The sequence below is a fragment of the Streptomyces sp. NPDC003077 genome (assembly GCF_040611095.1).
GTDB lineage: Bacteria > Actinomycetota > Actinomycetes > Streptomycetales > Streptomycetaceae > Streptomyces.
Genome location: NZ_JBEXNM010000001.1, coordinates 68,170 through 91,406, shown reverse-complemented (window position 1 = coordinate 91,406; position 23,237 = coordinate 68,170). Strand labels below are relative to the sequence as shown.

Annotated in this window: 18 protein-coding genes; 14 read left to right on the top strand and 4 right to left on the bottom strand. The window is 67.6% G+C overall.

From position 1 onward, the window contains the following. Nucleotides 1-7: 7 nt before the first annotated feature. Complete coding sequence (locus ABZX96_RS00335; protein ID WP_355535305.1) at nucleotides 8-850, bottom strand: ABC transporter ATP-binding protein; 843 nt, start codon at nucleotides 848-850, stop codon at nucleotides 8-10. 260 nt (nucleotides 851-1,110) lie between these two features. Between ABZX96_RS00335 and ABZX96_RS00330 the strand changes: the two genes are divergently transcribed. Then, the gene (locus tag ABZX96_RS00330; protein ID WP_355535302.1) at nucleotides 1,111-1,512 is read left to right on the top strand and encodes a hypothetical protein; all 402 of its coding nucleotides are present in this window, start codon (nucleotides 1,111-1,113) and stop codon (nucleotides 1,510-1,512) included. On the opposite strand, the gene ABZX96_RS00325 is transcribed toward ABZX96_RS00330, so the two are convergent. After that, on the bottom strand, nucleotides 1,496-2,521 hold the full coding sequence (locus ABZX96_RS00325) for an alpha/beta hydrolase fold domain-containing protein (protein ID WP_355535299.1): 1,026 nt from the start codon (nucleotides 2,519-2,521) through the stop codon (nucleotides 1,496-1,498). The genes ABZX96_RS00330 and ABZX96_RS00325 overlap by 17 nt on opposite strands. 540 nt (nucleotides 2,522-3,061) lie before the next feature. Here ABZX96_RS00325 and ABZX96_RS00320 point away from each other — a divergent pair. The 4 genes from ABZX96_RS00320 to ABZX96_RS00305 all read left to right on the top strand — a co-directional run bounded on the left by ABZX96_RS00320 (nucleotide 3,062) and on the right by ABZX96_RS00305 (nucleotide 8,756). Then, entirely contained in the window at nucleotides 3,062-3,529 is a 468-nt protein-coding gene (locus ABZX96_RS00320) for a hypothetical protein (RefSeq protein ID WP_355535296.1), read from the top strand. Nucleotides 3,530-3,781: 252 nt separating this feature from the next. Further along, entirely contained in the window at nucleotides 3,782-4,264 is a 483-nt protein-coding gene (locus tag ABZX96_RS00315) for a hypothetical protein (protein WP_355535293.1), read from the top strand. After that, a complete protein-coding gene (locus tag ABZX96_RS00310; RefSeq protein WP_355535290.1) occupies nucleotides 4,251-4,799 on the top strand; it encodes an SLOG family protein in 549 nt (182 codons plus the stop codon). Before ABZX96_RS00315 ends, ABZX96_RS00310 begins: the two co-directional genes overlap by 14 nt. 258 nt (nucleotides 4,800-5,057) lie before the next feature. Beyond that, a complete protein-coding gene (locus tag ABZX96_RS00305) occupies nucleotides 5,058-8,756 on the top strand; it encodes a P-loop NTPase fold protein (RefSeq protein WP_355535287.1) in 3,699 nt (1,232 codons plus the stop codon). 162 nt (nucleotides 8,757-8,918) lie between these two features. Here ABZX96_RS00305 and ABZX96_RS00300 read toward each other — a convergent pair whose 3' ends face one another. Then, the gene (locus ABZX96_RS00300) at nucleotides 8,919-9,425 is read right to left on the bottom strand and encodes a hypothetical protein (RefSeq protein ID WP_355535284.1); all 507 of its coding nucleotides are present in this window, start codon (nucleotides 9,423-9,425) and stop codon (nucleotides 8,919-8,921) included. Nucleotides 9,426-9,786: 361 nt separating this feature from the next. Here ABZX96_RS00300 and ABZX96_RS00295 point away from each other — a divergent pair, with 361 nt between their 5' ends. The 4 genes from ABZX96_RS00295 to ABZX96_RS00280 all read left to right on the top strand — a co-directional run bounded on the left by ABZX96_RS00295 (nucleotide 9,787) and on the right by ABZX96_RS00280 (nucleotide 14,620). Continuing rightward, nucleotides 9,787-10,236 carry a hypothetical protein gene (locus tag ABZX96_RS00295; RefSeq protein ID WP_355535281.1) on the top strand — a complete coding sequence of 150 codons (450 nt, stop codon included), beginning with the start codon at nucleotides 9,787-9,789 and terminating at the stop codon, nucleotides 10,234-10,236. Between the two features lie 83 nt (nucleotides 10,237-10,319). Beyond that, the gene (locus ABZX96_RS00290) at nucleotides 10,320-12,305 is read left to right on the top strand and encodes a hypothetical protein (protein WP_355535278.1); all 1,986 of its coding nucleotides are present in this window, start codon (nucleotides 10,320-10,322) and stop codon (nucleotides 12,303-12,305) included. Nucleotides 12,306-12,308: 3 nt separating this feature from the next. Continuing rightward, on the top strand, nucleotides 12,309-13,076 hold the full coding sequence (locus tag ABZX96_RS00285; RefSeq protein WP_355535275.1) for a hypothetical protein: 768 nt from the start codon (nucleotides 12,309-12,311) through the stop codon (nucleotides 13,074-13,076). Between the two features lie 563 nt (nucleotides 13,077-13,639). Further along, nucleotides 13,640-14,620, top strand: a complete 981-nt coding sequence (locus ABZX96_RS00280; RefSeq protein WP_355535272.1) for a heme o synthase — start codon at nucleotides 13,640-13,642, stop codon at nucleotides 14,618-14,620. On the opposite strand, the gene ABZX96_RS00275 is transcribed toward ABZX96_RS00280, so the two are convergent. Next, a complete protein-coding gene (locus tag ABZX96_RS00275) occupies nucleotides 14,621-15,694 on the bottom strand; it encodes a cytochrome P450 (protein WP_355535269.1) in 1,074 nt (357 codons plus the stop codon). Nucleotides 15,695-16,070: 376 nt separating this feature from the next. Here ABZX96_RS00275 and ABZX96_RS00270 point away from each other — a divergent pair, with 376 nt between their 5' ends. From ABZX96_RS00270 to ABZX96_RS00250, 5 genes are all read left to right on the top strand, one after another. After that, entirely contained in the window at nucleotides 16,071-16,805 is a 735-nt protein-coding gene (locus ABZX96_RS00270; protein WP_355535266.1) for an alpha/beta fold hydrolase, read from the top strand. Nucleotides 16,806-17,031: 226 nt separating this feature from the next. Next, nucleotides 17,032-19,092 (top strand): MMPL family transporter, encoded by a 2,061-nt coding sequence (locus ABZX96_RS00265; RefSeq protein ID WP_355535264.1) that lies wholly within the window; start codon nucleotides 17,032-17,034, stop codon nucleotides 19,090-19,092. Next, the gene (locus tag ABZX96_RS00260; protein WP_355535261.1) at nucleotides 19,085-19,846 is read left to right on the top strand and encodes an alpha/beta fold hydrolase; all 762 of its coding nucleotides are present in this window, start codon (nucleotides 19,085-19,087) and stop codon (nucleotides 19,844-19,846) included. Before ABZX96_RS00265 ends, ABZX96_RS00260 begins: the two co-directional genes overlap by 8 nt. Before the next feature lie 5 nt (nucleotides 19,847-19,851). Next, a complete protein-coding gene (locus ABZX96_RS00255; protein WP_355535258.1) occupies nucleotides 19,852-21,465 on the top strand; it encodes a tryptophan halogenase family protein in 1,614 nt (537 codons plus the stop codon). Beyond that, nucleotides 21,462-23,234: a non-ribosomal peptide synthetase gene (locus tag ABZX96_RS00250; protein WP_355535255.1), complete on the top strand. Its 1,773-nt coding sequence runs from the start codon at nucleotides 21,462-21,464 to the stop codon at nucleotides 23,232-23,234. Before ABZX96_RS00255 ends, ABZX96_RS00250 begins: the two co-directional genes overlap by 4 nt. The last annotated feature ends 3 nt before the right edge of the window (nucleotides 23,235-23,237 follow it).

Below are 23,237 nucleotides of genomic sequence, written 5' to 3'. Positions count from 1 at the left end.
CTCGGACTCACCGCTCCCCAAGGCGCGCGAACGCCTCTGATACAGACGCGGCTTGCGGGCGTTCCATATGGCCGACCACTTTTCCGGCCTCCAGGAAGAGCGCCTCGTCCGCCCATGAGGCGGCCACCGGGTCGTGCGTGACCATGACGACCGTGTGGCCCGCGCGGTCCACCGCCCCGCGCAGCAGCGAGAGCACGTCCGCGGCCGTCACCGGGTCGAGCGCGCCGGTCGGCTCGTCCGCGAAGATCACCTCCGGGTCGGTGATCAAAGCGCGGGCGACCGCGACCCGTTGGCGCTGCCCGCCGGACAGCCGCGCGGGCGAGTCGGCCGCGCGGTCGGCCAGCCCGACCGCGTGCAGCATGTCCAGCGCCCTGGCGCGCACCGAAGGGTCGTCGGGTCTCGCGCCGCCCAGCAGCAGCGGCAGCGCGGCGTTCTCCCACACGTTCAGCGACGGAACGAGATTGAGCGACTGGAACACGAATCCGACGCGTTCGCGCCGCAACCGGGTCAGCTCCGCCTCCCGCAACCGCGACAGTTCGGTCCCGGCGATCCGCACCGCCCCCGAGGTGGGCCGGTCAAGCCCGGCCGCGCACTGGAGGAAGGTCGTCTTGCCGGACCCGGACCGCCCCATGACCGCCAGGAACCGCCCCGGCGCCACCCGCACGCTCACCCCGTCCAGCGCGTGGAACGCTCCCCCCTCCCGCCGGTACCGGCGCACCACCGCGTCCAACTCCAGGGCGGGCACGACTTCCTGGGCCACCCCTCCCCCGGCCCACTGCCGCCGCACCCCACTCGTCCAGGAGGCACCACCGTCCTCCGTACGCGCCCCACCCACGCCTGCCCCGCCCATCCCCACGCCTGTCCCCGTCCCCGTTCCCGTACGCACCCGCGTCACGCTCACCTGTCCCAAGGCATCCACGCGAAGGCATCCATCACCCTCCCGCACGCCCTCCGGAACGCTACGGAAGGGACTCATGGGCAACAAGAGAGCCCACCCCCCACTAGGGGTTCAGCTACCACCACCCTGATCCGGGGGTTCGCCCCACCTTCCTCACCGCCGACGCGAAGCCACGGCGCTCCGCACCGTCACCGCCACCACCCCCGCGCACCATGACGACAAGACGAGCCGTCGCCACCTGGGGGCCAACCGTGGAAGCCGTTGCCTATCTGCCCACGGACGCCACCAGGAAGGTCCCCACAGAAGCCCCAGGAACCTCCCCCCGGAAGCCACCAGGAAGGTGCCATGAAAGCCACCGGCAGCCGCCCACGGACACCCTCACCGCCCGGTTACGCCGCTCCTGGCAGGACACCCGCCCGCTGTTCATCGGCGTCGCGGTCGAGGCGCACAGCGCCGAACTCCGCCGTATCGAAAGCGACCTGCACGACGGCGCGCAGGCCCAACTGGTGGCGCTCCCCCCGCCCATCGGCCTGGCCCGGCAACAGGTCCGCGCGAACCCGGACGCGGCTTCGTCACCCCCGGGCGCAGATCGGCCCGTCATGCGATACCGGTGACGTCGCGCACGAGGGCCTCGACGACCTCAGGGGCGAAGGGCCCGTAGGTGCGGGTGCCGTCGGCGTGCGGGCGGGACATCAGGTGTCCCAGCCCGGGGTAGCCGCGCAGGGACGACGCGACCCCGTGTGCGGTAGCGGCGTGGTGCACCAGCCATGCCTGGCGCGGCGGAGTGGTCCAGTCGTCGTCCCCGACGTGGAGGGACAGCGGGCCCGGCACGCGGGCCGCCCGCTGGTAGGCGTGCGGCTGCGCGGACCAGTCCTGCCAGAAGGAGGCCGGGCCGGACTCGTCGCCCTGGTGCAGCGCCCGGTGGGTGGCTTCGTCGTACGCGGCGGTGAGGTGCGCCCATAGCCGCTCGGCCGGCACCCGGCTGCCCAGGCGGTCATCGAGGTCGAAGTCGTCCCACCAGCCGCTGCGCCCCGAGGTGTCACGCGCCGCCGCCGACAGGTCGACGTTCCCGTCGGCGTCGATGTATCCAGCGGACACGAGCCATTCCTGGTGCCGCTGGAGGTTCATCCACCGGCGGCGTACCGCGTAGTTCTCCGCCACGGGGGCCACCAGGATCAGCTGGTGGGGGGCGTCGAGTTCCTCTGCCGCCGCGAGGGCGACCTCGGTCCCCATGGAGATCCCGAGCAGTGACACGCGGGCGGGATCGACCTCCTCGTGCGCGCTGAGCCACTTCACCGCCGCCACCGCGTCCTCGACCATGCCCGTAAAGGTCAGCCGGGCCGATCCCGCACCGTCGTTGAGCGATTCCGTGACGAATCTGCTGTCATAGCCAAACGCTATGGCCCCGCGCGCGGCACAGGCCGCCGCCAGATCGTCGAAGAGCCGGACGGTCCCGTTGGCCGTCACCTCGTCCGTCAACAGCCCCGTGCGGTCCCAGGCGCCGAACGGATGCAGGAACACCACTGCGGGCGCCGCCTCCGCACGGGACGACGGGCTGGTCAGCGTCCCCTCGAAGCCGTTCAGCACCACGGTTTCCCGCCGCACCGCATCGTTGTCCGTCATGTCGGTCACCTCGTCCTCAATCAGCGCGCAGAACCAGCGCATTCCGGCGGCCAAGCCTGCCGACACCATCACACCGATCGCCCATCTCCTGAACACACCCGCTGCTCATCCCGCACCGATCCAGCGAGCCGGGCCCCACTCGCACCGCCTGTCACCGGCCCGGCACAGGAGCAGTCCATATCCGACCCTCGGTACGGGGCGCACGCCACCCGTTACACTGTCCGCGGTGGCCAAGGTCTCATCGGCCTGCCCACGCCTCCGTGGGATGTGTGGAAAATTCCGTCGCCGCAGGTCAGACCGGGTGGCGTGCGACGCCCCAAAACGCGACAGCCTCGAATCTCAAACGCCGTTTCAGCGTTTTCGCAGCTCATAGCGCGTGCGCAGGGTGCAGTGCGACGCCCGGATTCAGTGCGACGCGTGCACGCCGATGAGGGCAGGCCGCGGCCTGTGGCGCACATCTGGCACTACCCGAGTGAACCTGTCACCCGAGGGACGGCATTCGGATTGCTACTTGAGTAGCCAGGCGACAGCCTGGACCTGATGGCAACCTCCCACGCTCCGTCAGCCCCGTCGGTAGTCGACCGCCGCGTCCTCCTCCTGCTCCTGGATGACCAAGATCGCCTAATGCTGTGCGGCGGGTGCTGCGGCGGCTGGACAGTTCCACAGACGCTGCTCGCCGCCGGCACAGGTTTCAAGGACGGAGCCACTCAGCATCTCGCCGAGCGATTTCACATCAGGAACCCTCGCTTCGGATCCCTCTACGGCGTTCACGAAACACGGGAGTCGGACTGCTGGGAACATGACCAGCAAACCGTTTCCCAGGTTTACGTTGTGCGGATCAGCGCGGAAGAGTCGGACTCGTTTCAAACAATGTCTCCGTCACACGCCCGGTGGAAAATCGGCGAGCTCAAGAATCGCCATCGTGACGTATCCCCTGAAGGCGTAGCTCTTCTGGTCGCCGGATACGTGGAAGGTTGGCTTCCCGACGGCCCCATCTCGCTCTACTGATCTGGAGTTCCTGTGCCTCTGCACGCAATCGAGATCATCCTGACTCGGACCGTACGCGGAGTCGAGCTAAAAGCAGCGCGACAGGTCAGCGGCATGCCAATGGCATCGTCACCCGATGGAAAGAGCATCGCAGTTCTCGTATCTGCACGAGACGAGGAGCGTGCCATCAGGCAGGTATGGAGACGACTCCAGGACTCCCTTCCCATTGACGTGCTGTGCACTTTCTTCCCAGGCGCGGACGGGATGCTACGGATGAGCATCCCCTTCGCACCTGGAGTGAAGAGGCGAATCCGCGCCTGGGCCAAAGCATCGGGAAAGAGCACAGAGGAATTCTTGAGCCAGGCGATCAAAGAAGCATTGGCTCGCGATCGTTCCACGGAAGCAGCCCGTCAGGGATGCGCGTTGAATTTCATGCTCCACACCTGCGCTTGGCTGGATTCACCGCCGAGCGTCCCGGACCACGTTCCCGTTTCGCGACTGCCCACGTCACTCGGAGACCTTTTCCGAAGGATCTCCAATTCCGGAACGCGCATCGTCTTCACCGACGTCACCGGGCCCATTGCCTCACTGATCAGCGAGCGGGAACTGAGGGGACTCGAAGACGCTCTCGCGATTGCGGAATGTGAGGCGCGGAAGACCGACTCCTCGTCCTTCACGCCGCACGACGAAGCAGTTCAGGAGACGCCGGCCGATATCGAGGCCGGGGAGGACGGGGACCCGCATGGAACTGGCTGATCCCCGCGTACTGGTGTGCGGCGACCGGTGGTGGGCCTGGCCCGGCACGGTCGTCGCGGTGTTGGACCGCCTGGAGGCGCGTCACGGAGATCGGCTCGTCGTGATCGACGGCGCCGCGTCAGGTGCGGACTGGGCGGCGCACGTCTGGTGCGAACGGAACGGACTCGGTGATGACCGCCATCGCTGTCACCCGGTGGACTGGCAGGCCGCACGACGCGCGAACCCGAGGACCTGGCGCTCGGCCGGGCCCGAGCGGAACACCCGGATGCTCTTGCGGGAGCACCCACAGCTGATCATCGCCTTCCATGCTCGCCTGGGCCCCCGGTCCGGTGGCACGTCGGACATGTGTCTGCGCGGTCTGCTGATCGATGTTCCCACCTGGCTTGTGACCGGGCCGGACCCCGATGTCGGAAGGTGGCTGCTGCTGGCAGAGTTCCCTGAATGGCGCAGGGGCCGTGTGCGTGACGAACTCGATGTGGCCCGGCAGGCACGGCTCGCAGTTCAAGGTGACGACGATGCCAGCGGGACTGAATAAGGGACGCTGACAGGTCCCGCCCCAGGGACACGGGGGACAAGGTCCCTCGACGATCCTTGGCAGTGGCCAGTCACAACTGGTCGAGCCAACGTCGACGACATCTGGGGCCAAAGGCCCGCCGTGTGCTGCCAAGCAGACATCTGAACGCTGGAACGACCCGTTGTCGGTGGTGCCGTTTATCGTGTTACCCAGGTGAAGTACCGGTACAGACCGCGCACTTCAGGGGGACGTGGGCACAAGCCCGAGAGCGGGGCAGCAGTGGCACAAGGGGACAGCAGCCGTATAGAGCCGGACGACCTGATCCGGGGCCGCGAGGCCGACAACACCCAGGGTGACCGGCTGGCTCACAGCCACATCGCTGAGCAGCTGTACGACGTGGTGCTGTCCGTCCCCACGCCGACCAACATCGCCGTATGGGGGCCTTGGGGCAGCGGCAAGTCAGGCGTAGCAAATCTCCGGAAGGGGCTGCTGGAGAAGCAACGGGACGTGCGCTTTGTGCGGTTCGACGCCTTCAAGTACGCGGAAAACCCGCTGCGCAGGAACTTCATCATCGCGGTCGCCACCGCCCTGGGGATCAAGGACGCGAAGTTCCACGACGAACTCTATGGCGGACGGGTCGCCGTGAAGCTTCAGTTCGAGCGGGGCGCAGTATGGCGCCTGCTGAAGATGTTCGGCTGGATGTTCGGCGCTGTTGTCGCCTTCTTCGCCGTTACGATGGCGCTCTTTGCCTGGTTGCACGGAGGGGCCTTCCGACCGACGTTCGCCAACATGCTGGCTGGAGCACTGAAGGCGGGTATCGCGCCAGCGGCCCTGTTGACGTCTCTGATGGTCCTGGTCTCGCGGACCCTCACGCGCGAGCACAAGACGGAGGCAGCCGACAGTGACGAGCAGTTCGAAAGGCTCTTCGCCGACCTCGTCACGCACTCCCGCGTAGAACGGCTCGTTGTCTTCGTCGATGAACTGGACCGCTGTAAGCCCTCCGATGTCGTGGCGACGCTGGACGCCCTGCGCACGTTCCTGGGAGCTGACCGCTGCGTCTTCGTCGTCGCCGCCGACCAGCAGGTTTTGGAAGAGGCACTCACGCGTGCTCTGGAACAGGCCACGCCCCAGGATGCCGTCAACCCGTACTACAGCAGCGGAAGCGGCTACCTGGACAAGGTGTTCCAGTACCAGCTCAGTCTCCCTCCGCTGCTGGTGTCGAAGGTGACCAGCTTCTCCGCCGATTTGGTTCGTGGGCGGGGTGGCGTGTGGGCGGCAGTGGACGTCAACCTTGTGGTGAGCATTCTCGTGCCCTCGCATGTGCGCAGTCCCCGCCGGGTCAAGGCGCTGCTGAACACATTCGTCCTGACGTACCGGCTGGCTCAGCGGCGGGCTGCGGACGGGCTGTTGGAGATTGACCCCGCCACGCGGGTGGAGGAGATCGCCAAACTGGTCTGCCTTCGGATGGAGTTCCCGCTGTTCGCCAGGGATCTGCTGCTCGACCACCGGCTGTGCGCCTTCGTACTGGCGCTGGGTGCCAACCCCGAGGCCGATCTGGGCTTCCCCGTGAGCGAGCAGGTCAAGGACGCCGCCCGCCGCTACGCGAACCTCGACGCACCCGTCGACCAGCATCTCAGTAACCCTGAAGACCTTGACGAGCACGAGAACGAGGACGAGGACAAGAAGGCGGCCGACGTCCGAAAGCACCACGGCCAGCAACTGGTGGCCTATCTCAAGAAGACACGGAACGTGCTGGGCCCGGGCCGTGATCTGATCTTCATGGAGACCAGCGGCAGCGTGTTCCAACTGCCTGCCACTGTGGCCGAGACATTGGAGCAGCAGGCCCAGAACGCCGATTTGGACGCGGTGCTCTCCTCCGTCGGCGGTCTTCCGGCCGAGGACCGCTCTGCCGCGCTGGCTCTACTCCTACAGCAGGCACGGGACGCGATCGGTCTGGAGGAGGAGAACGTTGCCCATGCCGTCCTGGCCGTCTGCGGTGACACAGCTGTCTCCCTGGACGGCACGGCGGACACCGCGGTCGAGACACTCACCCCGATCCTGACGAATTCCCCGCACGCACTGCCGGACGAGGTACTGCCCGGATGCTGGCGGCTGGCAGTGGCAAGCGACTGTCCGGCGGCAGTCGAGATGCGCACGATCGTCCTGCAGCACTCTGCCGTCCGAGACAACTCCGCCACAGCCGCCATGGTGATGCGCCAGGTCGAGCCAGCCCTCGCAGCAGACCCCGGACTCGTGCAACAGCTGGTGTCGCATCATCTGCTGGGAGAGAAGGAGGACATGGCTGACATGCTTGCGGAACTCTCCTCTTCTCAAGCAGCAATCCTCATGGAGCAGGTCGGGCCCCACATCGCCAAGGAACTGCGGGCGCTGATCGAGACGCACGAAGAATGGACGAAAGCGCAAGGCCAGCCGACAGCTGTACCGCCGGCTGCGCCTACAGAGCCGGCATCTCCCGACGAGGCGTTGCGGAGGCTGGAGAAGCTTCTGGAGCACTGGTGCCAGGAATGTCCCGAAGCGGCACACGCCGTAGTAGGACTGCTGCTGGCGTTGGACAGCAAATCGGGCCGGGACATCGTGGAACGGAACGCGAACGATATCCCCGTAGTGCGGGAAACCGCCTTGGCCCGGGCGGTGCTGTCCAGCGTCCACCAACGTTCGATCAACCACTGGCCGACGTGGCTGGGTCTGCTGGATCCGCGATCATCCATCGCCGAAAGGACCGTCGAGTTCGACACTCCGCTGAAGAAGCTATGGTCACTGGCCAGCAAGCCCGACAGCAGTCCAAAACCCGAGGAGATCGGCCGCGCCGCGGACAGCTTCATGAGGCTCTTCGACGACCAGCCTCCGGGCCGGCATCCGCACATCACTCCTTTCGTCCTGCCTTCGCTGTCCCGACCCTCGACCGACGAGGAAGCCGAGGACCAACTGCGGCTGCTCGACGCGCTTCGGCCACTGGAGAACAGCGGGCTACTGCAGCGTGCGGCCTTTGTCCGCCATCAGGCGGCAAATGTCGCCGAGTTGCTCGCCGACGGGGAGAGCCTCCTCGTTTCCGACGACAGCACGATCGTGACCTACATCGAGTCCCTCGTGAACGACTGCCTGCGTGACCTGAGTTCTCCTGGTCCTGCTCCGTTGGCCCCCGAGGAAGCCCGCGCTCTGGTAACGGCACTTGATGAGGGCGGCTGGCTGCCCGGGAATGAGCACACCCGCCTGCAGGTCCGGGCTCGCCACCTGCTGGTGACCGGCGGCGTCGACAGGGACGGTCTTCAGCCGCTGCCGACGGCGGCCGACATGGCCGACTACGCCAGACGCCGTCCTGAGTACGCCGGCGAAACACTGGCCGCGTGGATCGCGCTCGAACAGTCTTCGGCATCGGATCTGTTCAAGGCCGTCTCGGCAAGCCTGCGGCAACTGTCGCCGATGCAAGCCGACGCTGCGTTGCTTCAGGCAGTGGCGTCACGGCTGGCTGCTCTGCCCGCGCAGGACCAGGCCGGCTTCTGGAGAGATCTGCTGGCAGGCCCGGGCACTCGACTGCCGGCGCAGATGCTGACCTCGGCCGGATGGCCATCGCTTCCGGACGCCCTTACGGCCGAACTGCTGATCGAGCGGTACGCCCGCGCCTCAAGGAATCCCGACCGCCGCGCCGTTCTCGACCTGTGGCGGGCCGCGCACGTCACGAACCCAGCCGCCCGCCGCGAATTGATCCAGACGATCCTCCTGCCCATGCTCGAGGGCAACCAGGGATCCGCCGAACTCGCCATCCAGTATCTGCCTCAGCTGATCGAGTCCGTCCCCAAGGGGATGGGTAAGGCCGTGCGCGAGGCCGTCGAAGCCAGCGGCAAGAAGTGGCGCAGCCTCGAAGAGCGCGGCATCAAGGCACTGACGGCCGTCGGCTACCGCACCGAGCGCACCGGTCTGCTGAGAACGCGTCGCATCAGCCGCAGCAACGACGACTAACGGGCCGACGGAGGCAGCCACCCCTGAGGCCGCACCGTACAGCCGGGCGGGATTCGACCACCCCGTCCGGTACATCGCAGCGACTCCTCGACCCGGCGCGCCAGCGCAAGCTCCTCCAGCCGGGCTGCAGGGAGGAAGGCTCGGCCACTGCGAGCAGCTGCCTCACGGCGTCGGCCGGTGCCGGGCCACTCCGTTGACGATCACGATGGAGTGATCCGACCATGCGGTGTGGCAGCTGTCACACACCGCTTGGGTCCATCCGAATTCGGCGTCCCCTCGCCGCCGACGGCGTCCAGGATGCCCACAGAACTCGCAGATCGTCGCGGACCGAACCTCAGCTGAAAGGACCAGGCCCCGTATATCGGGAGGCATGGCGGCACCGGAGATGCGGACGCGGACCGCGCTGAGCTTTTCCTTCAGGTCATCGATTCGGTAGCCCGGATCGACGGTGACGATCTGCTCGTGCAGTCGCAGGAGCAGGAGATGCCAGCCCGGCCCGACGGCACGGAGTCGATCCAGCACCTGCCAGGCAGGCCGGCCGCTTCCAATCTGAGGAACTTGCATGCACTCATCCTGCTGCTGCGGCGGGCTTCCGGCCTGGTGCACACCACGCCGGCTTTCCAGAGCCGAAGCGTGCCGACAGTCACGCCGGTGGTAAGCGATGCCCATCAGTCATCGGACCAGGCCGTCCTGGTCGATGCCGAGGGCAGTCCCTCCGTCATCGTGCGTATACCGCGCTCACTCTGCTCACACCAGCTCGCCCTACTTCCGGACAATTACTCAAAGTGGCGCTTGGCCAAGTTGCGCCGTAGCTGAAAACTGAACCGCGGCCCATCCTGGGGTTTACGGAGGCTTGCTCAGCACAGCACTGCGCGCCTCGAATCCGAACCGGCCGGATCTGTCTGCTTGGCAGTTACTCATTCCGGTATGTGGCAAATACTTTCGATTGCCGACTCTCACGCCGAGATCCACCCTGATGTGTCGAATATGCCGCCGCCCCCTGCCCGCCCGCCGAGCAGGGGAAACGACCATGACCATGGGGGACGCGTTGGACATCATGCAGGTCGCGGGTTTGGGGGCCGGTGCCCTGGTCGCCGAGATGGCGAAGAGCACGTGGGAGTCCATGCGGGTCGGCGTGGCCCGGCTCTTCCGGCGGGGTGGCGAGGAGAGCGCCGCGCAGGAGCTGCGGTTGATCGATTCCGCGCGGCAACGGCTTGTCGACAGCTCGGAGAGCGAGCGCGGATCGGTAGAGGACCGGCTGCGGAACGAGCTGATGATCCAGCTGGCAGCGTTTCTGCAGAAGCATCCGGATGCAGCGCAGGAGCTTCAGGACCTGGTTGACCAGGTCAAGGGTGCAAACGACGGCGATGGGGCGCGGACGAGGGTGCACCACAACACCGACAGCATGGTCGTCGTCTCGGGCGGCGACATCAACGCCTCGGGCGGCTTCCACTACCGCGCGCCGGAGCAGAGCCGGTGAGCGAGGAGACCTTCCCGGGGGCCGTCCCGCCGCCACCGCCTCCCCTTCCTGTCACCTCGCCGACACCCGGTTTCCAGGTAAAGGTGGGCGGCAACCAGAACTCGAAGATCATCATTGCGGCCGGCTCCATCACGATGAAGGACAAGCCGCAATTGCCGGTGGTCCACATCCCGCAGGCCGATCTCGACGCCGTACGACGGGCGTGGGTGGAGCTGGATGTGCGCGACGAGCCCGTGCGGACCGCGGAGAAAGCCATCGCCCATCTCACCGGGGAGGGGCCTCGTCTGGCGGTCGTCACGGGCCCGCCCGGATATGGGAAGCGAGCTGCCGGGATCAAGGCGTTGTGGGAGGTGTCCCGGGGGCAGTCGCTCAAGCTTCAGGAGATCGTGCCCGACTGGGAGAAGCCCGGCTCCCCGGACATCGCTGAGCTTCCCAGTGAACCGGGCACGGGCTATCTGCTGGACGTGGCTGCGGAGATCAGCGCCTGGCAGAATCCCGGCTCGGTTGCTCAGCAGCTGGTGAGTTACGCGCAGGAGCTGAGGTTCTCGGGTTCGTTCCTCGTCGTGATCGCCGACGAACACGGCTGGCCTGAGGCAGTTTCAGGAGCGGTCGCGGGCGTCGTCGTCCGTGCCGTGGCCCGGCCGTCCGCTCTCCGCGTTGCCAGGTCGCATCTGGAGTACCTGCACCGTCAGCCGGGCCGTCTGCCGTGGCTGTCCGCCACAGCGTCGGACACCGGCCTGGCCAAGGAAGCCGCGCAGCAGCTGACCGACGGCAGCCGCCCTGCGGACGCAGCCGACTTGGCCGCCGAACTTGCCGTCGCAGAAGACTCCCCAGAGGGCCTCAAGAGAGCCTTGAGCGCCTTCCAGGAATGGCGCACCGACGTGCGGGACGTCTTCTCTGCGACCGAGAACAACCCGGATGACCGAGCCTTGCTGATCTCTGCTCTGTTCCTCAACGGCAAGGACGCCCTGACGGTTCAGGACGGTGCTCGGGCGCTGCTGGGCGAATCCCCGGAGACGAACGTACGCACGATCCTGACGGGCCCTGATCTGACCAGTCGGCTGACAGCGATGGGCGCAGAGGTCACCGGGCGGACCGTGTCGCTGGACCACAAGCCCGGATACGCCCGAGCCGTCCTGCTCCACCTCTGGCAGCAGCGCGCCGATCTCCACCCGCACCTGCTGAAGTGGCTGGACGTAATCACCTCCCAGAAGGCGGTAGGTGCTGACCGGCTCGCCGCCATCAGCAACCTCCTCGTCGAGCTGGCCATCGCCGAGAACGACGTCCGGGTCGTCCAAAAGGTCCACGCATGGATCGACAACGGAGCCGACAGTCCCGGGCACCGCGCGCTGATCGCCCGCTTCCTGACGGTCGCCGCCGAGTCGGCCACGTTGGGCGCCGCAGTCCGTAGCCTGCTGTTGGACTCGGCTCAGGACGATTCAGAAGCCGTGGCGACCGTCGTCGCCCTGGTCTGCCAGGGCGAATTCGCCCGGCACTACCCGCGCCAGGCCCTCGTCCGTCTGCGTCACATCCTGGACCGGCCCGAGCCGGACGAGGCCGTACGGACGGCGCAGGCGGCGCTGCGGGACATCGCTGCCCGCGAGGGCCAGTTGCCTCGTGTGTGGAGCACGGTCATCAAGTGGGCCACGGAGAAGAAGCTCTTGGCGGGGCACCGGGCGTTCCTGTCGCTGCTTGATCCGCGCGTGGACCCGTACGTTCTGCAGGTCATGCTGGCCGCGGCCGAGCAGAAGCAGGACATCAGGGAAGCGCTCGTCGACGGTTGGAACGCGGCCCTGGCCGACCCTCGGGTCGAAGGTGACTGCCGGCAACTGCTGGCCGCCTGGGCCGAGGTGCGCAAGACGGAAGACGTACCGACCGAGCTCATGACGGAACTCCTCAACCAGATCATTCTGGAGCGCCTGTACGCCACTCCGGTCTCAGCCCTCATCTTCGGTGAGCCGGGAGTCGCCGATGGCGAAGCGGTCATCGATCTGCGCAAGGAACTACGGCTGCCCCCAGCGCTGTCGTCCCTGGTCGCCACGCACGAGCGCGCTTCGGCGGAGGCCTGACCCATGGCCTCCACGCGATGGTCGCGCCGCCGTGCGCGTACAGCGGTCCGGCGTGGCCTGGCCCGCTTCGAGGTCCGGCTGCGCAGCGCATGCCCCGGGATCGGCTTCACCGCCCGGATCACGGCCACGGTCCTGACCGAGCCGCCCTACCCAGGCCCGGTCGAGGAAATCGCAGGGGCAGTGCGCACCACGCTCAGGGACGCTGCGGGCGAGGTCTCGAAGAGATGCGACCCGGCGGACCTCGCCTCGGCGCGGGATGTCTGCGGCCAGCACCTCGCCCGACTGCGTCAACTGCCGACCAACCCTCCCGTCGAGTTCACGGCCGAGCTCACACTCGATCTGCTGCCGGACGACCGGGCCGCCGTAACCGCTCTGCTGGCTGCTCAGCGCCAGCAGTCAGTGACCGACATCCTTCGACGGCAGAGGACCGATGCTCTCGCCGTGGAACTGGCCGATCCCGCAGCCCTGTTGGTGCGATGGATCGAGCGGGACAACGCCGATTGGTCTCAACTCCCCGCCCTCGCCGACAAGGTGAACACGGTCGCGGAGGTGTTCGCCCAACACCGCCCCGAGGACGAACGGACCGTCGAGCACGAAGCCGTCGGAGTGCTGCGCGAATTCCTCGCCAGCTTCCCCGACCACACCCAAAAGCAGATGCTGTTCACCCTCCTGGCCGCCGGCATGGACAGCGCCCAGCGACCACACCACGCCGCGAAGGCGCAGTCCCTGCTCAACGGGCACGCCGCGGGCGATCCGGCGGGTGCATCGTGAGGACGGCGGCGAACATCCACCTCGGGCTCGCGGGAGTGGTGGTTCGGTGAGGACATCCGTGTGGCAGTGGCTGCTTGCTCCGTGGACTAGCTGGCGTGCGTGGCGGCTGGCAGGGGCCAGCCAGGGGAATCTCTCCTTCGACGCGGCATGGCGGCGTACCCGGCTTGAGAAGCACCCTGATGAGATGCCGTACCAACGGCACGGCCATCTTCCGGCGGACGATGGCGCCGCCGACCCGACCGTGCGGCAGCGCTGAGTTCAGGCGCGCTCGCCCCTGCCCCAGCATCTGATGACGAAGCTACCGCGGTTCGGCACCGCTTTGCTGACTTACTTGCGCCTCTGCCGGACACTGGAAGTCGGTTGGGAAATGGCGTTGTAGCTCACCCCAAGGATGAAGACGCCGAGAGACACGGACTCGTGGATTGCGACCGGCGGACAGCGGACGTGGGAACGGCCCACATAGATACACTCGCATCTTGACGCTAGAGAAAGCCTACTGGATGCTCAGTGGCGCCTCAACGGCCCTTCCAAGGAGCCACGTAGTCCGAAAGGCGGCCGCGTAATTGAGCACGCTGAACAGCGAGACAAGACTGACCATCACCGACGTCAACGACATCGCTACGAGCGGACCTCTCGACGCTCCGCTGACCCGGTCATCCCTCAGGGACATCGCGGGCGCTTATCTGTCTCTCTGCAAGCCGCGCATAGTTGAGCTGTTGCTAGTCTCGGCCGTCCCCACTCTCTTCGTGGTAAGCCGAGGACTCCCTTCACTCTCCGATTTACTCGTCGTTGTTGTGGGCGGAGCCGGTGCGGCGGCCAGTGCCGGTGCGTTCAATTGCTTCATCGACCGTGACATCGACCAGTTGATGGAGAGAACCAGAAACCGTCCGCTGGCCCGTCATCAGGTCGGCCCCCGCGCGGCGCTGATTTTCGGAACGTGCCTCGGTGCGGTGTCCGTCGGCCTGTTCCTCGTCTTGTCCAACGTCCTCGCCGCGGCGCTCACCCTCTGCGCAATCGGCTACTACGCGCTGGTCTACAGCCTGTTGCTGAAGCGGCGGACACCGCAGAGCACGCTGTGGGGCGGCCTATGCGGCTCTGCCCCTGTGCTGATCGCCTGGGCAACCGTCGCCGGGTCCCTGTCGTGGACCGCGCTCTGCCTTTTCCTCATCGTCTTCTTCTGGCAGCCGCCGCACTTCTGGGCTCTCGCCATGAAGTACAAGGACGACTACGCCAGGGCCAACATTCCCGTTCTACCGGTAGTGGCTTCCAGCCGGCGTGTCCTGGCCGAGAGCATCGTGCACAGCTGGCTCATGGTGCTCTCCTCGGTCGCCGTATGGCCACTTGCCCCCACTACACCCATTTATGGCGTGCTGTCGATCGCTCTGGGTGGCACTTTTCTCGTCAAGGTACACAGCATTCACCGTGCCGTGCGACGAGACCTGGATCCGCAGACCATGGCGCTCTTCCACGGATCCATCGCCTACCTCACGCTGCTTTTCGCTGCGCTGGCCGTCGACGCGGTTCTCCACTCTTGCACGCCGTGATCAGGCCGATTCGGCTTTGTTGAGTGTCACCGGAAGACTGCTGACACCTGTGATGAAGTTCGACTCAATGCGCCGTACCTCACCCCGGACCTCCACCGAGGAGACTTGCTCGCGCATGACGCGGAGCATCGTTCGCAGTTCCAGCCGAGCGAGCACCGCTCCGATGCAGAAGTGCAGGCCATGACCGAAGGTGAGGTGCCGGTTCGGAGAGCGCCCAATGTCGAAGCGGTCGGGCTCCGAGAACACCCGCTCGTCGCGGTTCGCCGCGACGTTCCACACGGTCACCACATCGCCCGCCCGTATCACCTCACCGTGCAAGGTCACGTCGGACAGGGCGGTCCGCCCGATGTGCGAGGCTGGCGAGGTCCACCGGAGGATCTCCTCGACCGCCGGGTCGACCAGGCGGGGATCCGCGCGCAGCCGCTGCCACTGCTCCGGGTTCTCCGTCAGTGCGAGCAGTCCGCCGCTCATGGCGAGCCGCGCTGTCTCGTCTCCGCCGACGATGAGGTTGTAGCAGTTGAGGAGAACCTCCTCCTTCGTGAGGCGGCGCCCGTCGACCTCACTAGTGGCCAGGAGGCTGACCATGTCGCTGCCCGGCGCGTCGCCGCGTACGGCCGCCAGGCCAGCGTAGTACTGCAGGATCCGGCTGCGGGCCACGCGGATCTCGACGTCGGGTTCCTCGGCGCCGCCGGACAGCATCGCCTGGTTCGTCAGCTCCAGGACGCGGGCCCGGTCCTGCTGCGGCACCCCCAGGAGTTCGCAGATCGCGGTCAGGGGGATCTGCGCCGCGACATCCCGGGCGAAGTCGCATTCGCCCCGCTCCAGTGCCCTGCCGACCAGGTCACGCGTCGTGGTCTCGATCGTGTCCTTGACCAGGTCGAGCACCCTGGGTCCGATACCCGAGAGCATCAGCCGCCGCAGGCCTGCGTGCCACCGGCCGTCCGACACGGCGACCATCCGGCCGGCGGCGGTGTCGCCCCCGTGCAGGAGGGTTCCCAGCATGTTGCCCTGAGCGACCGTGAACCTCCTGTGGTCCTTGAGGATGCCCAGCACGTCGGCATACCGGGTGACCACCCAGAAACCGGGAACACCTCCACGCGGGCGATGCCACCAGACGGGAGCCTCCTGTCGGAGCCTCTTCCAGAGAGGTCCCAAATCAGCCGTCGCATGCAGTTTCAGATCCAGCAGGTCCAACTCGTCCAGGTCCTCGAAATCGACGGCTTTCAAACCAAGCACAAGAATTCCTCCCTGATCACGCGGGCTCAGCGGACCCGCCCCGCACGCCTTACGCATCGTGCTCGCTCGACGTCTTTTCACGCCAGAGCGCCGACGTACGGCTGTCCGGTGCGTCTGCGGGTCTCCCGTGTATCCATCGTCTGAGAGAGGATCGCCCGGGCGTCGCCCCCCGCAGGGCCGCGACGGCTCCGAGAATCAGCAAAGGAGATGACGGATGAGCAGCAAATGGGTTTCCCGGATCGGCTCCTCACGCCCGGACCGACCCCTTCTCGTGCTCTTTCCCCACGCCGGCAGCGGACCGTCGGCCTATCAACGCTGGCGTACCGTGGCCCCGATGGAGGTGGAGATTCTTGCCGTGCGCTTTCCCGGCCGAGAGACGCGCATCCGTGAGTCCCTTATTCCGGACCTGGACACGCTGGTGGCGCAGACCGCAGCCGGACTCGCCGAGATTCTCAAGAACCGCCGTTTCGCCTTCTTCGGCCACAGCGTGGGCGCCCTCGTGGCCTACGAACTGACCCTGCTCCGCCGCCGGGAGGGCCTTCCCGGCCCGGTCTGCCTCGGGGTCTCCGGATACCCGTCACCACAGGTCCGCATACCGGACCCGCTGCACGAGGAGCCGGACGACAAACTGCTGAACTTCCTGCTGGAGCGGCGCTACGTGCCGCAGACGCTGCTCTCCCAGCGCGGTTTCCTGGAGATGTTCCTGCCCATCCTCCGGGCCGACTTCGCACTGGCCGGCGGCTATCGGCTCCGCGACGAGCGACCGCTGTCCTGTCCCATCCACGCCTTCGCGGCCGATACGGATCCCTTCGCCACTCCGCGCGAACTGGAGGGCTGGGCCGAGCTCACCGAAACCGAGTTCTCACTTGATCTCTTCCCCGGTCACCACTTCTATCTCTTCGACAGCGGGTCCGAGATCCTCCAGAAAGTCACCAAGCCTTTGCTTTGACAAGGGCTGTGTCCCGTCGACGGGACACGTCTTCGCGCACGCCGTGCAGTGCGTCCGACCATTCCTTGAGTCCGCTCCCGCCCCGGAGCTACGGTGGCGCGGCCCCGGTGTGAGATAAATCGAAGGAGCGATCGCTGTGAATAGAGTTGCTCGGTTCGTTGGGATACCGGCAGGGCGGCGAACCAAGTGGCTTGTTCTGGTGGCCTGGTTATTCATCCTCCTTCTCGTGGGATCCCAGGGCAGCAAGATGTTCACGCTGCAGAAGAACAGCAGCATCAGCACCCTGCCGGACTCCGCGGAATCCGTCGCAGCCGACCAGAAATACCAGAACTTCCCGCAGAGCAGGAAAATGGCCGCGCTCATCGTCTATCAGCGCGCGGCCTCGCTGACCGACGCCGACCGGGCCCGGATCGACCGCGACCGTCAAGCGGTCGACCGGAGGATCACCGCGGGGGCCGAGGTGCACGAGGCCGACTTTGCCCGGGACGACAGGACGGCCGTCGTCCGCGTGGACCTCCCCGTGCCCGGCACCGAGCTGAGCTTCGAGGAGACGGCGGACGTCGGTGACTCCGTGCGCGCCATCCAGCGTGTGGTCGGCCAGGGCGGCGGCGGGCTGGATGTAGCGGTGACGGGTCAGGCGGGCTACACGACAGCCAACGCCGACATCATGCGCGACGTCAACATGACGCTGTTCCTCGGCACACTGCTGGTTCTCCTGCTCGTCCTTGTCGTCGCCCATCGCAGCCCCCTGCTGTGGGCGGTGACCCTGGCCGTCGCGGCGTTCGGCCTGGCGGTCGCCGAGGGCACGGTCTACCTGCTCGGCAAGGCCACCGGGCTGACGTACACGACGCTGTCACAGGGGCTGCTCACCGTACTCGCGCTGTGCGGCTCGACCCTGTACGGCCTGCTGCTCATTGCCCGTTACCGGGAGGAACTGCGCACACACACCGACCGGCACGAGGCGATGCGCGCCGCGCTTCCCCGGGCCGGCGCGGCCGTCCTCCCCGGCGTGGTCGCCGTGGTCGCCGGCCTGCTGTGCCTGGTGGCGGCGGACCTAGAGACGACACGCGGGCTCGGGCCGGTCAGCGCGGTGGCCGTGGTGTGCGCGCTGGCCGTGTCGGTGACCCTGCTGCCCGCCGCCCTGCTGGTGTTCGGGCGCTGGATCTTCTGGCCTCGCATAGCCCGTCCCGGAGCCACGGCGGAACCGGAACCGGGTTTCTGGGGCCGCCTCTCGCAGCGGATCGGCCAGCGGCCCCGGGTGGTCTGGGCGACGACGACCGCGGTGTTCGGCGCGCTGTCGCTGGGACTGCTCGCCTCCCACACCGGTCTCGGCGTGAACGACTCGTTCGCCCACGAACCCCAGGCCGTCACCGGCCAGCGGATGCTCGCGAAGGGATTCCCGGCCGGCACCACGTCACCCGTGATCGTCGTTGCGCGGTCCGGCGCCGCGGAGCGTACCCTGGCGGCGGTGCGTGGCACCAAGGGTGTGGCCGAGCCCCGCCGGGTCGCTCAGGCGGGCGACCTGACCCTGATCACCGCGGTGCCGACATCGCCCCCGGCCGGCCGGGCCGCGCTGGATACCGTGCAGCGCCTGCGGGACACAGTGCGCGCCGTGCCCGGCGCGGACGCCCTGGTCGGCGGCCAGGACGCCATCGCGCTCGACAGGGAGAACGCCGAGTCCCGGGACCGCACGGTCGTCATCCCGCTGCTGCTGCTCGTCCTGGCGCTGACGCTCGGCCTGCTGTTCCGATCCGTCGTCGCCCCCCTGGTGCTGGTCGGGAGTGTGGTCCTGGCCTACGCCGCGGCGCTGGGCCTGTCGGTGGCCGCCCACCGGCCGGTTTTCGGCTTCGCCGGCCAGGACGGAACGCTCGCGCTGCACTCCCTGGCCTATCTGATGACGTTCTGCGTCGGCCACGGCGTCTTCCTGCTGGCGCGGGTGAAGGAAGAGCGCGCCCGCCTCGACACGGAGGCCGGTGTGCACCGCGCGGTCGCCGTCACAGCCCCCGCGCTCACGGGGGCCGCACTGGTGGTCGCCGCCACGTTCGCGGCGCTCGCGCTGCTGCCGCTGGTGGGCGTGGTCGAGGTCGCCGTCGTCGTCGCGCTCGGGGTGCTGCTGGACGCGTTCGTGGTGCGACCGGTGCTGATGCCGGCACTGCTGGTGGACCTCGGGGACCGGATGTGGTGGCCGCGTGCGCTGTCCGCCGGGCCGTCCCCTGGTGCGGCGTCCGGGTCCGCCGAGCCCGTGCGCTCCCGGACCGGTGCGGTGGCAGGAGGCAGCGATGTCTGAGGCCCGGCTGGTGCGTTTCGGGCCCGAAAGGCCGACCGCCCCGGTGGTGGTCTGCTTTCCGCACGCCGGCGGCGGCGCCTCGGCGTTCCGCCGCTGGGCCCGTGCCCTGCCCGGCGGACTCGAGTTGATGGCCGTTCAGCTTCCGGGGCGCGAGGACCGGGCCGGGGACCCCTTCCTCACCGACTTCGACGCGACGCTCGCGGCGACGGAGGAGCCAGTGGCGGCGGCCGTGGCCGGCAGGCCGTACGCCTTCTTCGGGCACAGCGCCGGCTCGCTGATCGCCTTCGCACTGGCCCGGCGGGTGCGTCGCCTGGCCCGGTCCCTGCCCGCCGCCCTAGCCGTCTCCTCGTTCCCGCCGCCGCACACGCTGCAGCCACGCGCTCTGGACGGCATTCCGGACAAGGCGATTCTGGATTTCCTCAACGGGCTCTCGTACGCTTTTTCTAACGGCGGCGAAGCACAGCCCGACCTGATCAAGGAAATCCTGCCGGTGCTGCGCGCCGACTTCGCCGCGGTCAGCAGCTACCGGCATTCCGAGGAAGCTCCCCTGGAATGTCCGCTGCATGTCTTCGGCGGCACCGTCGACCGCTTCGTCAGACCCGCCGAACTGGAGCGGTGGCGCGCCTACACGGACCGCGAGTTCTCCCTGCACCTCATGCGCGGCGGGCATTTCTATCTCCACCAAAACGCCGCCGGAATCCTGAATGTTCTGGCTGCGCATCTCATCCAGCATCCCATCACCCAGGAGGCCTGACCGGTATGCCCGAAGCCGAGGCGGTACGTTCCATAGGTGTGGTCGGGGGAGGAAGTGCCGGATATCTCTCGGCGCTGACCCTCCGAGCCCATCTTCCGGACACCGAGATCAGCCTGCTGGAGTCGTCGAGTATTCCGGTGATCGGGGTCGGCGAAGCGACCACCTCCGAATTCCCGCCCTTCCTCTACAGAGTGCTGGGATTCGACATCGAGGACTTCTACAGGAAGGTCCTGCCGACGTACAAGCTCGGCATTCGCTTCAACTGGGGCGGCACGGACGAGGACCACTACTTCAACTACCCGTTCGACACCGGCACGGCCGCCGAGTCCCAGGAGTACGACGGGAACATCCGGCGCTGCACGCTCGAGTCCGTGCTCATGTCGGAGCACCGTCATCTCGTCGTCCGGTCCGGTTCCCAGCCGCCGTTCTCGCTGGAGGCGCTGTACCCCTTCGGCTACCACATCGACAACAAGCGGTTCCTCGCCTATCTGCGCGAGACGGCGCTGGCCAGGAACATCACCCACGTCGACTGCACCATCACCGACGTCGAGCAGGGCCCTGACGGGCTCATCACGTCGGTCGTCGACACGGAGGGCAAGCACCACCGGTTCGACTTCTTCATCGACTGCACCGGCTTCAAGTCGCTGCTCCTGGAGAAGACGATGGGCTCCCCGTTCCTGTCCTACGCCTCCAGTCTCCTGACCGACAGCGCCCTGTTCGGTACGGCCGCGCACGACGGGACCATCAAGCCGTACACCCGTGCGCAGACCATGGACAACGGCTGGGCATGGACCATCCCGATGCGGGACGAGGACCACCTGGGCTACGTCTACTCCTCGGACTTCGTCTCGGACGAGGGCGCCGAGGCGGAGTTCCGCCGGGTGTACCCCGGCCTCGGGCCGGTGCGCAGGGTGCGGTTCCGCTCCGGCCGGCACGACGAGTTCGTCAAGGGGAATGTCGCGGCCATCGGCAACTCCTACGGCTTCGTCGAACCACTGGAATCCACGGGCCTGTTCGTCATCTGCCGTCAGTCGCTGCTGCTGTCCATGGCGCTGGCCGAGAGCGGGGGCCGGCTGACGCCGAAGACCACCGACGCGGTGAACGGGGCCATCGCGGACACCTGGGACTTCATCCGCGGGTTCCTTTCCATCCACTACCGCTTCAACACGCGCCGAGACACGGATTTCTGGCGGGCTTGCCGGAGCCGTACCGACATCTCGAGTGTCGAGCATCTGGTGGCCCGTTTCGGTGAACTGGGCGCCCTCACCTATTCGACGTCCGACCTGAGCGTCGGCGGCACCGTCAATTTCGGTGCCTTCGGACATGACGTCCTGCTCTTCGGCCAGCAGGTCCCGCACGCGGCCACCGGTGCCCGGGAAACCAGGGAGGCCTACGAGCGGCGCGCCGCCGGCTATGACCAGCTGGCCAAGGACGCCCTTCCTCAGGCCGATGCTCTGCGTTTCCTGGAAGAGCATCCCGAAATCCTGCGCGAGCCCACCGTCAGCGAATCCTCCTGGATGGCCAAGTTCATGGGCTCCGTGATCGACATCTGCGAGGAAGCCCTGCGCACGGGGCATTCCAAGGACACCACCATGGCGGAAAGGAATCAGCAGTCATGACCCTCCCCCAGGACGCCGCATCGGCCGGCCGTCTGCTGCACGAGCTGGTGGCCTCCCAGGCCGCGGCCACGCCCGACGCCGTCGCCGTGGAAGCGGGCGACGACCGTGCGACCTATGCGGAACTCAACGCCCGCGCCGACCAGTTGGCCTGGGTGCTCCGTGAGCGGGGTGTCGGTCCCGAATCGGTGGTGGGTGTCTGCCTGCGGCGCGGCATCGAACTCATCGTGTCCTACCTCGCGGTGCTCAAGGCTGGCGGCGCGTACCTGGCCCTGGATCCCACCGACCCCGGCGAGCGGCTGGCTTACACGATCGAGAACGCGGGCGCAGGCGTGGTGCTCTCCGAGCCCGCCGTCTCCTCCGACTGGCCGCAGGACGCCGCGGCCCGCGTCCTGGACGTGTGCGAGGCGGAGAAGGAGGCGGCAACCACGGTGCGGCAGGGCCCGCCGCCTGCCGAGCTGACCGGCGAGGCGTGCGCGTACATCATCTACACCTCCGGCTCCACCGGCCGGCCCAAGGGCGTGCTCGTCCCGCACCAGGGCATCGTCAACCTGTCGCGGTGGAACGTACGAACGCACGGGATCACCGGTGAGGACCGGTACGCGCTGCTCGCCCGGGTCGCCTTCGACGCCATCTGCTGGGATACCTGGGGCGCCCTGGCCGGGGGCGCGACCCTGGTCGCCGCGCCGGAGACGGTCAAGCAGGACCCCGACGCGACCCTCGCCTGGCTCGGCGAGCAGGGGATCACGGTGGCGTTCCTGCCGCCACTGCTCGCGGAACGCCTCTACGACAGCCCGTACGCGCAGCAGGTGAAGCTGCGCGTCCTGCTGACCGGCTCCGACCGGCTGGCCCAGCACCCGCCCGCCGGGGTCTCGTTCACGGTGTACAACCACTACGGCCCCACCGAGTACAGCGTGATCGGCGCCGCCGGCCCGGTCCCCGCGGGTGCCGAGGGCGCACCCGTCCTCGGCACCCCGATCGACGGCACCCAGGTGTACGTCCTCGACGACAAGGGTGAGCAAGTGCCGGCCGGCGAGACCGGCGAGATCCACCTCAGCGGCATCGGGCTGGCCCGCGGCTATCTGAACCGCACCGCGCTGACCGCCGAGAAGTTCCTCCCGGACCCCTTCTCCTCCGTTCCGGGCAGCCGTATGTACGCCACCGGCGACCTCGGGCACTGGAATCCGGACGGCACCCTGTCGTTCGAGGGGCGTGCCGACCGCCAGGTGAAAATCCGCGGCTACCGCGTCGAGTGCGGCGAGGTCGAGACGCGGCTGCTGGCTCACCCGTTCATCCGTGAGACGGCCGTGGTGGCCGGCCAGGACTCCAGCGGGGCCGCGCGGCTCGTCGCGTACATCGTGTCCGCGCCCGGCCACGAGCCCACCGAGGGAGAGCTCCGCGAGCACCTGGGCGCAGCACTGCCCGACTGGATGATTCCGTCGGTCTACCACCCGCTCACCAGCCTCCCGAAGAACGCCAACGGCAAGGTCGACCACGCCAAGCTGCCCGACCCGCACACCGAACGGCCGGACACGGGCACGGAGTTCGTGGGTCCGCGCAATGCCAGGGAGGAGACCATCGCGCGGATCTGGGCCGAGGTGCTGAACCTCGACACGGTCGGCGTGTACGACAACTTCTTCGATCTGGGCGGGCATTCGCTGCTGGCCACCGAGATCGTCGAGCAGATCGCCACCGAGCTCGACGTCGATCTCGACGTCCGGGCCATCTTCGACTACCCGACGATCGCCGAACTCTCCACGAGCCTCACCTGAGGG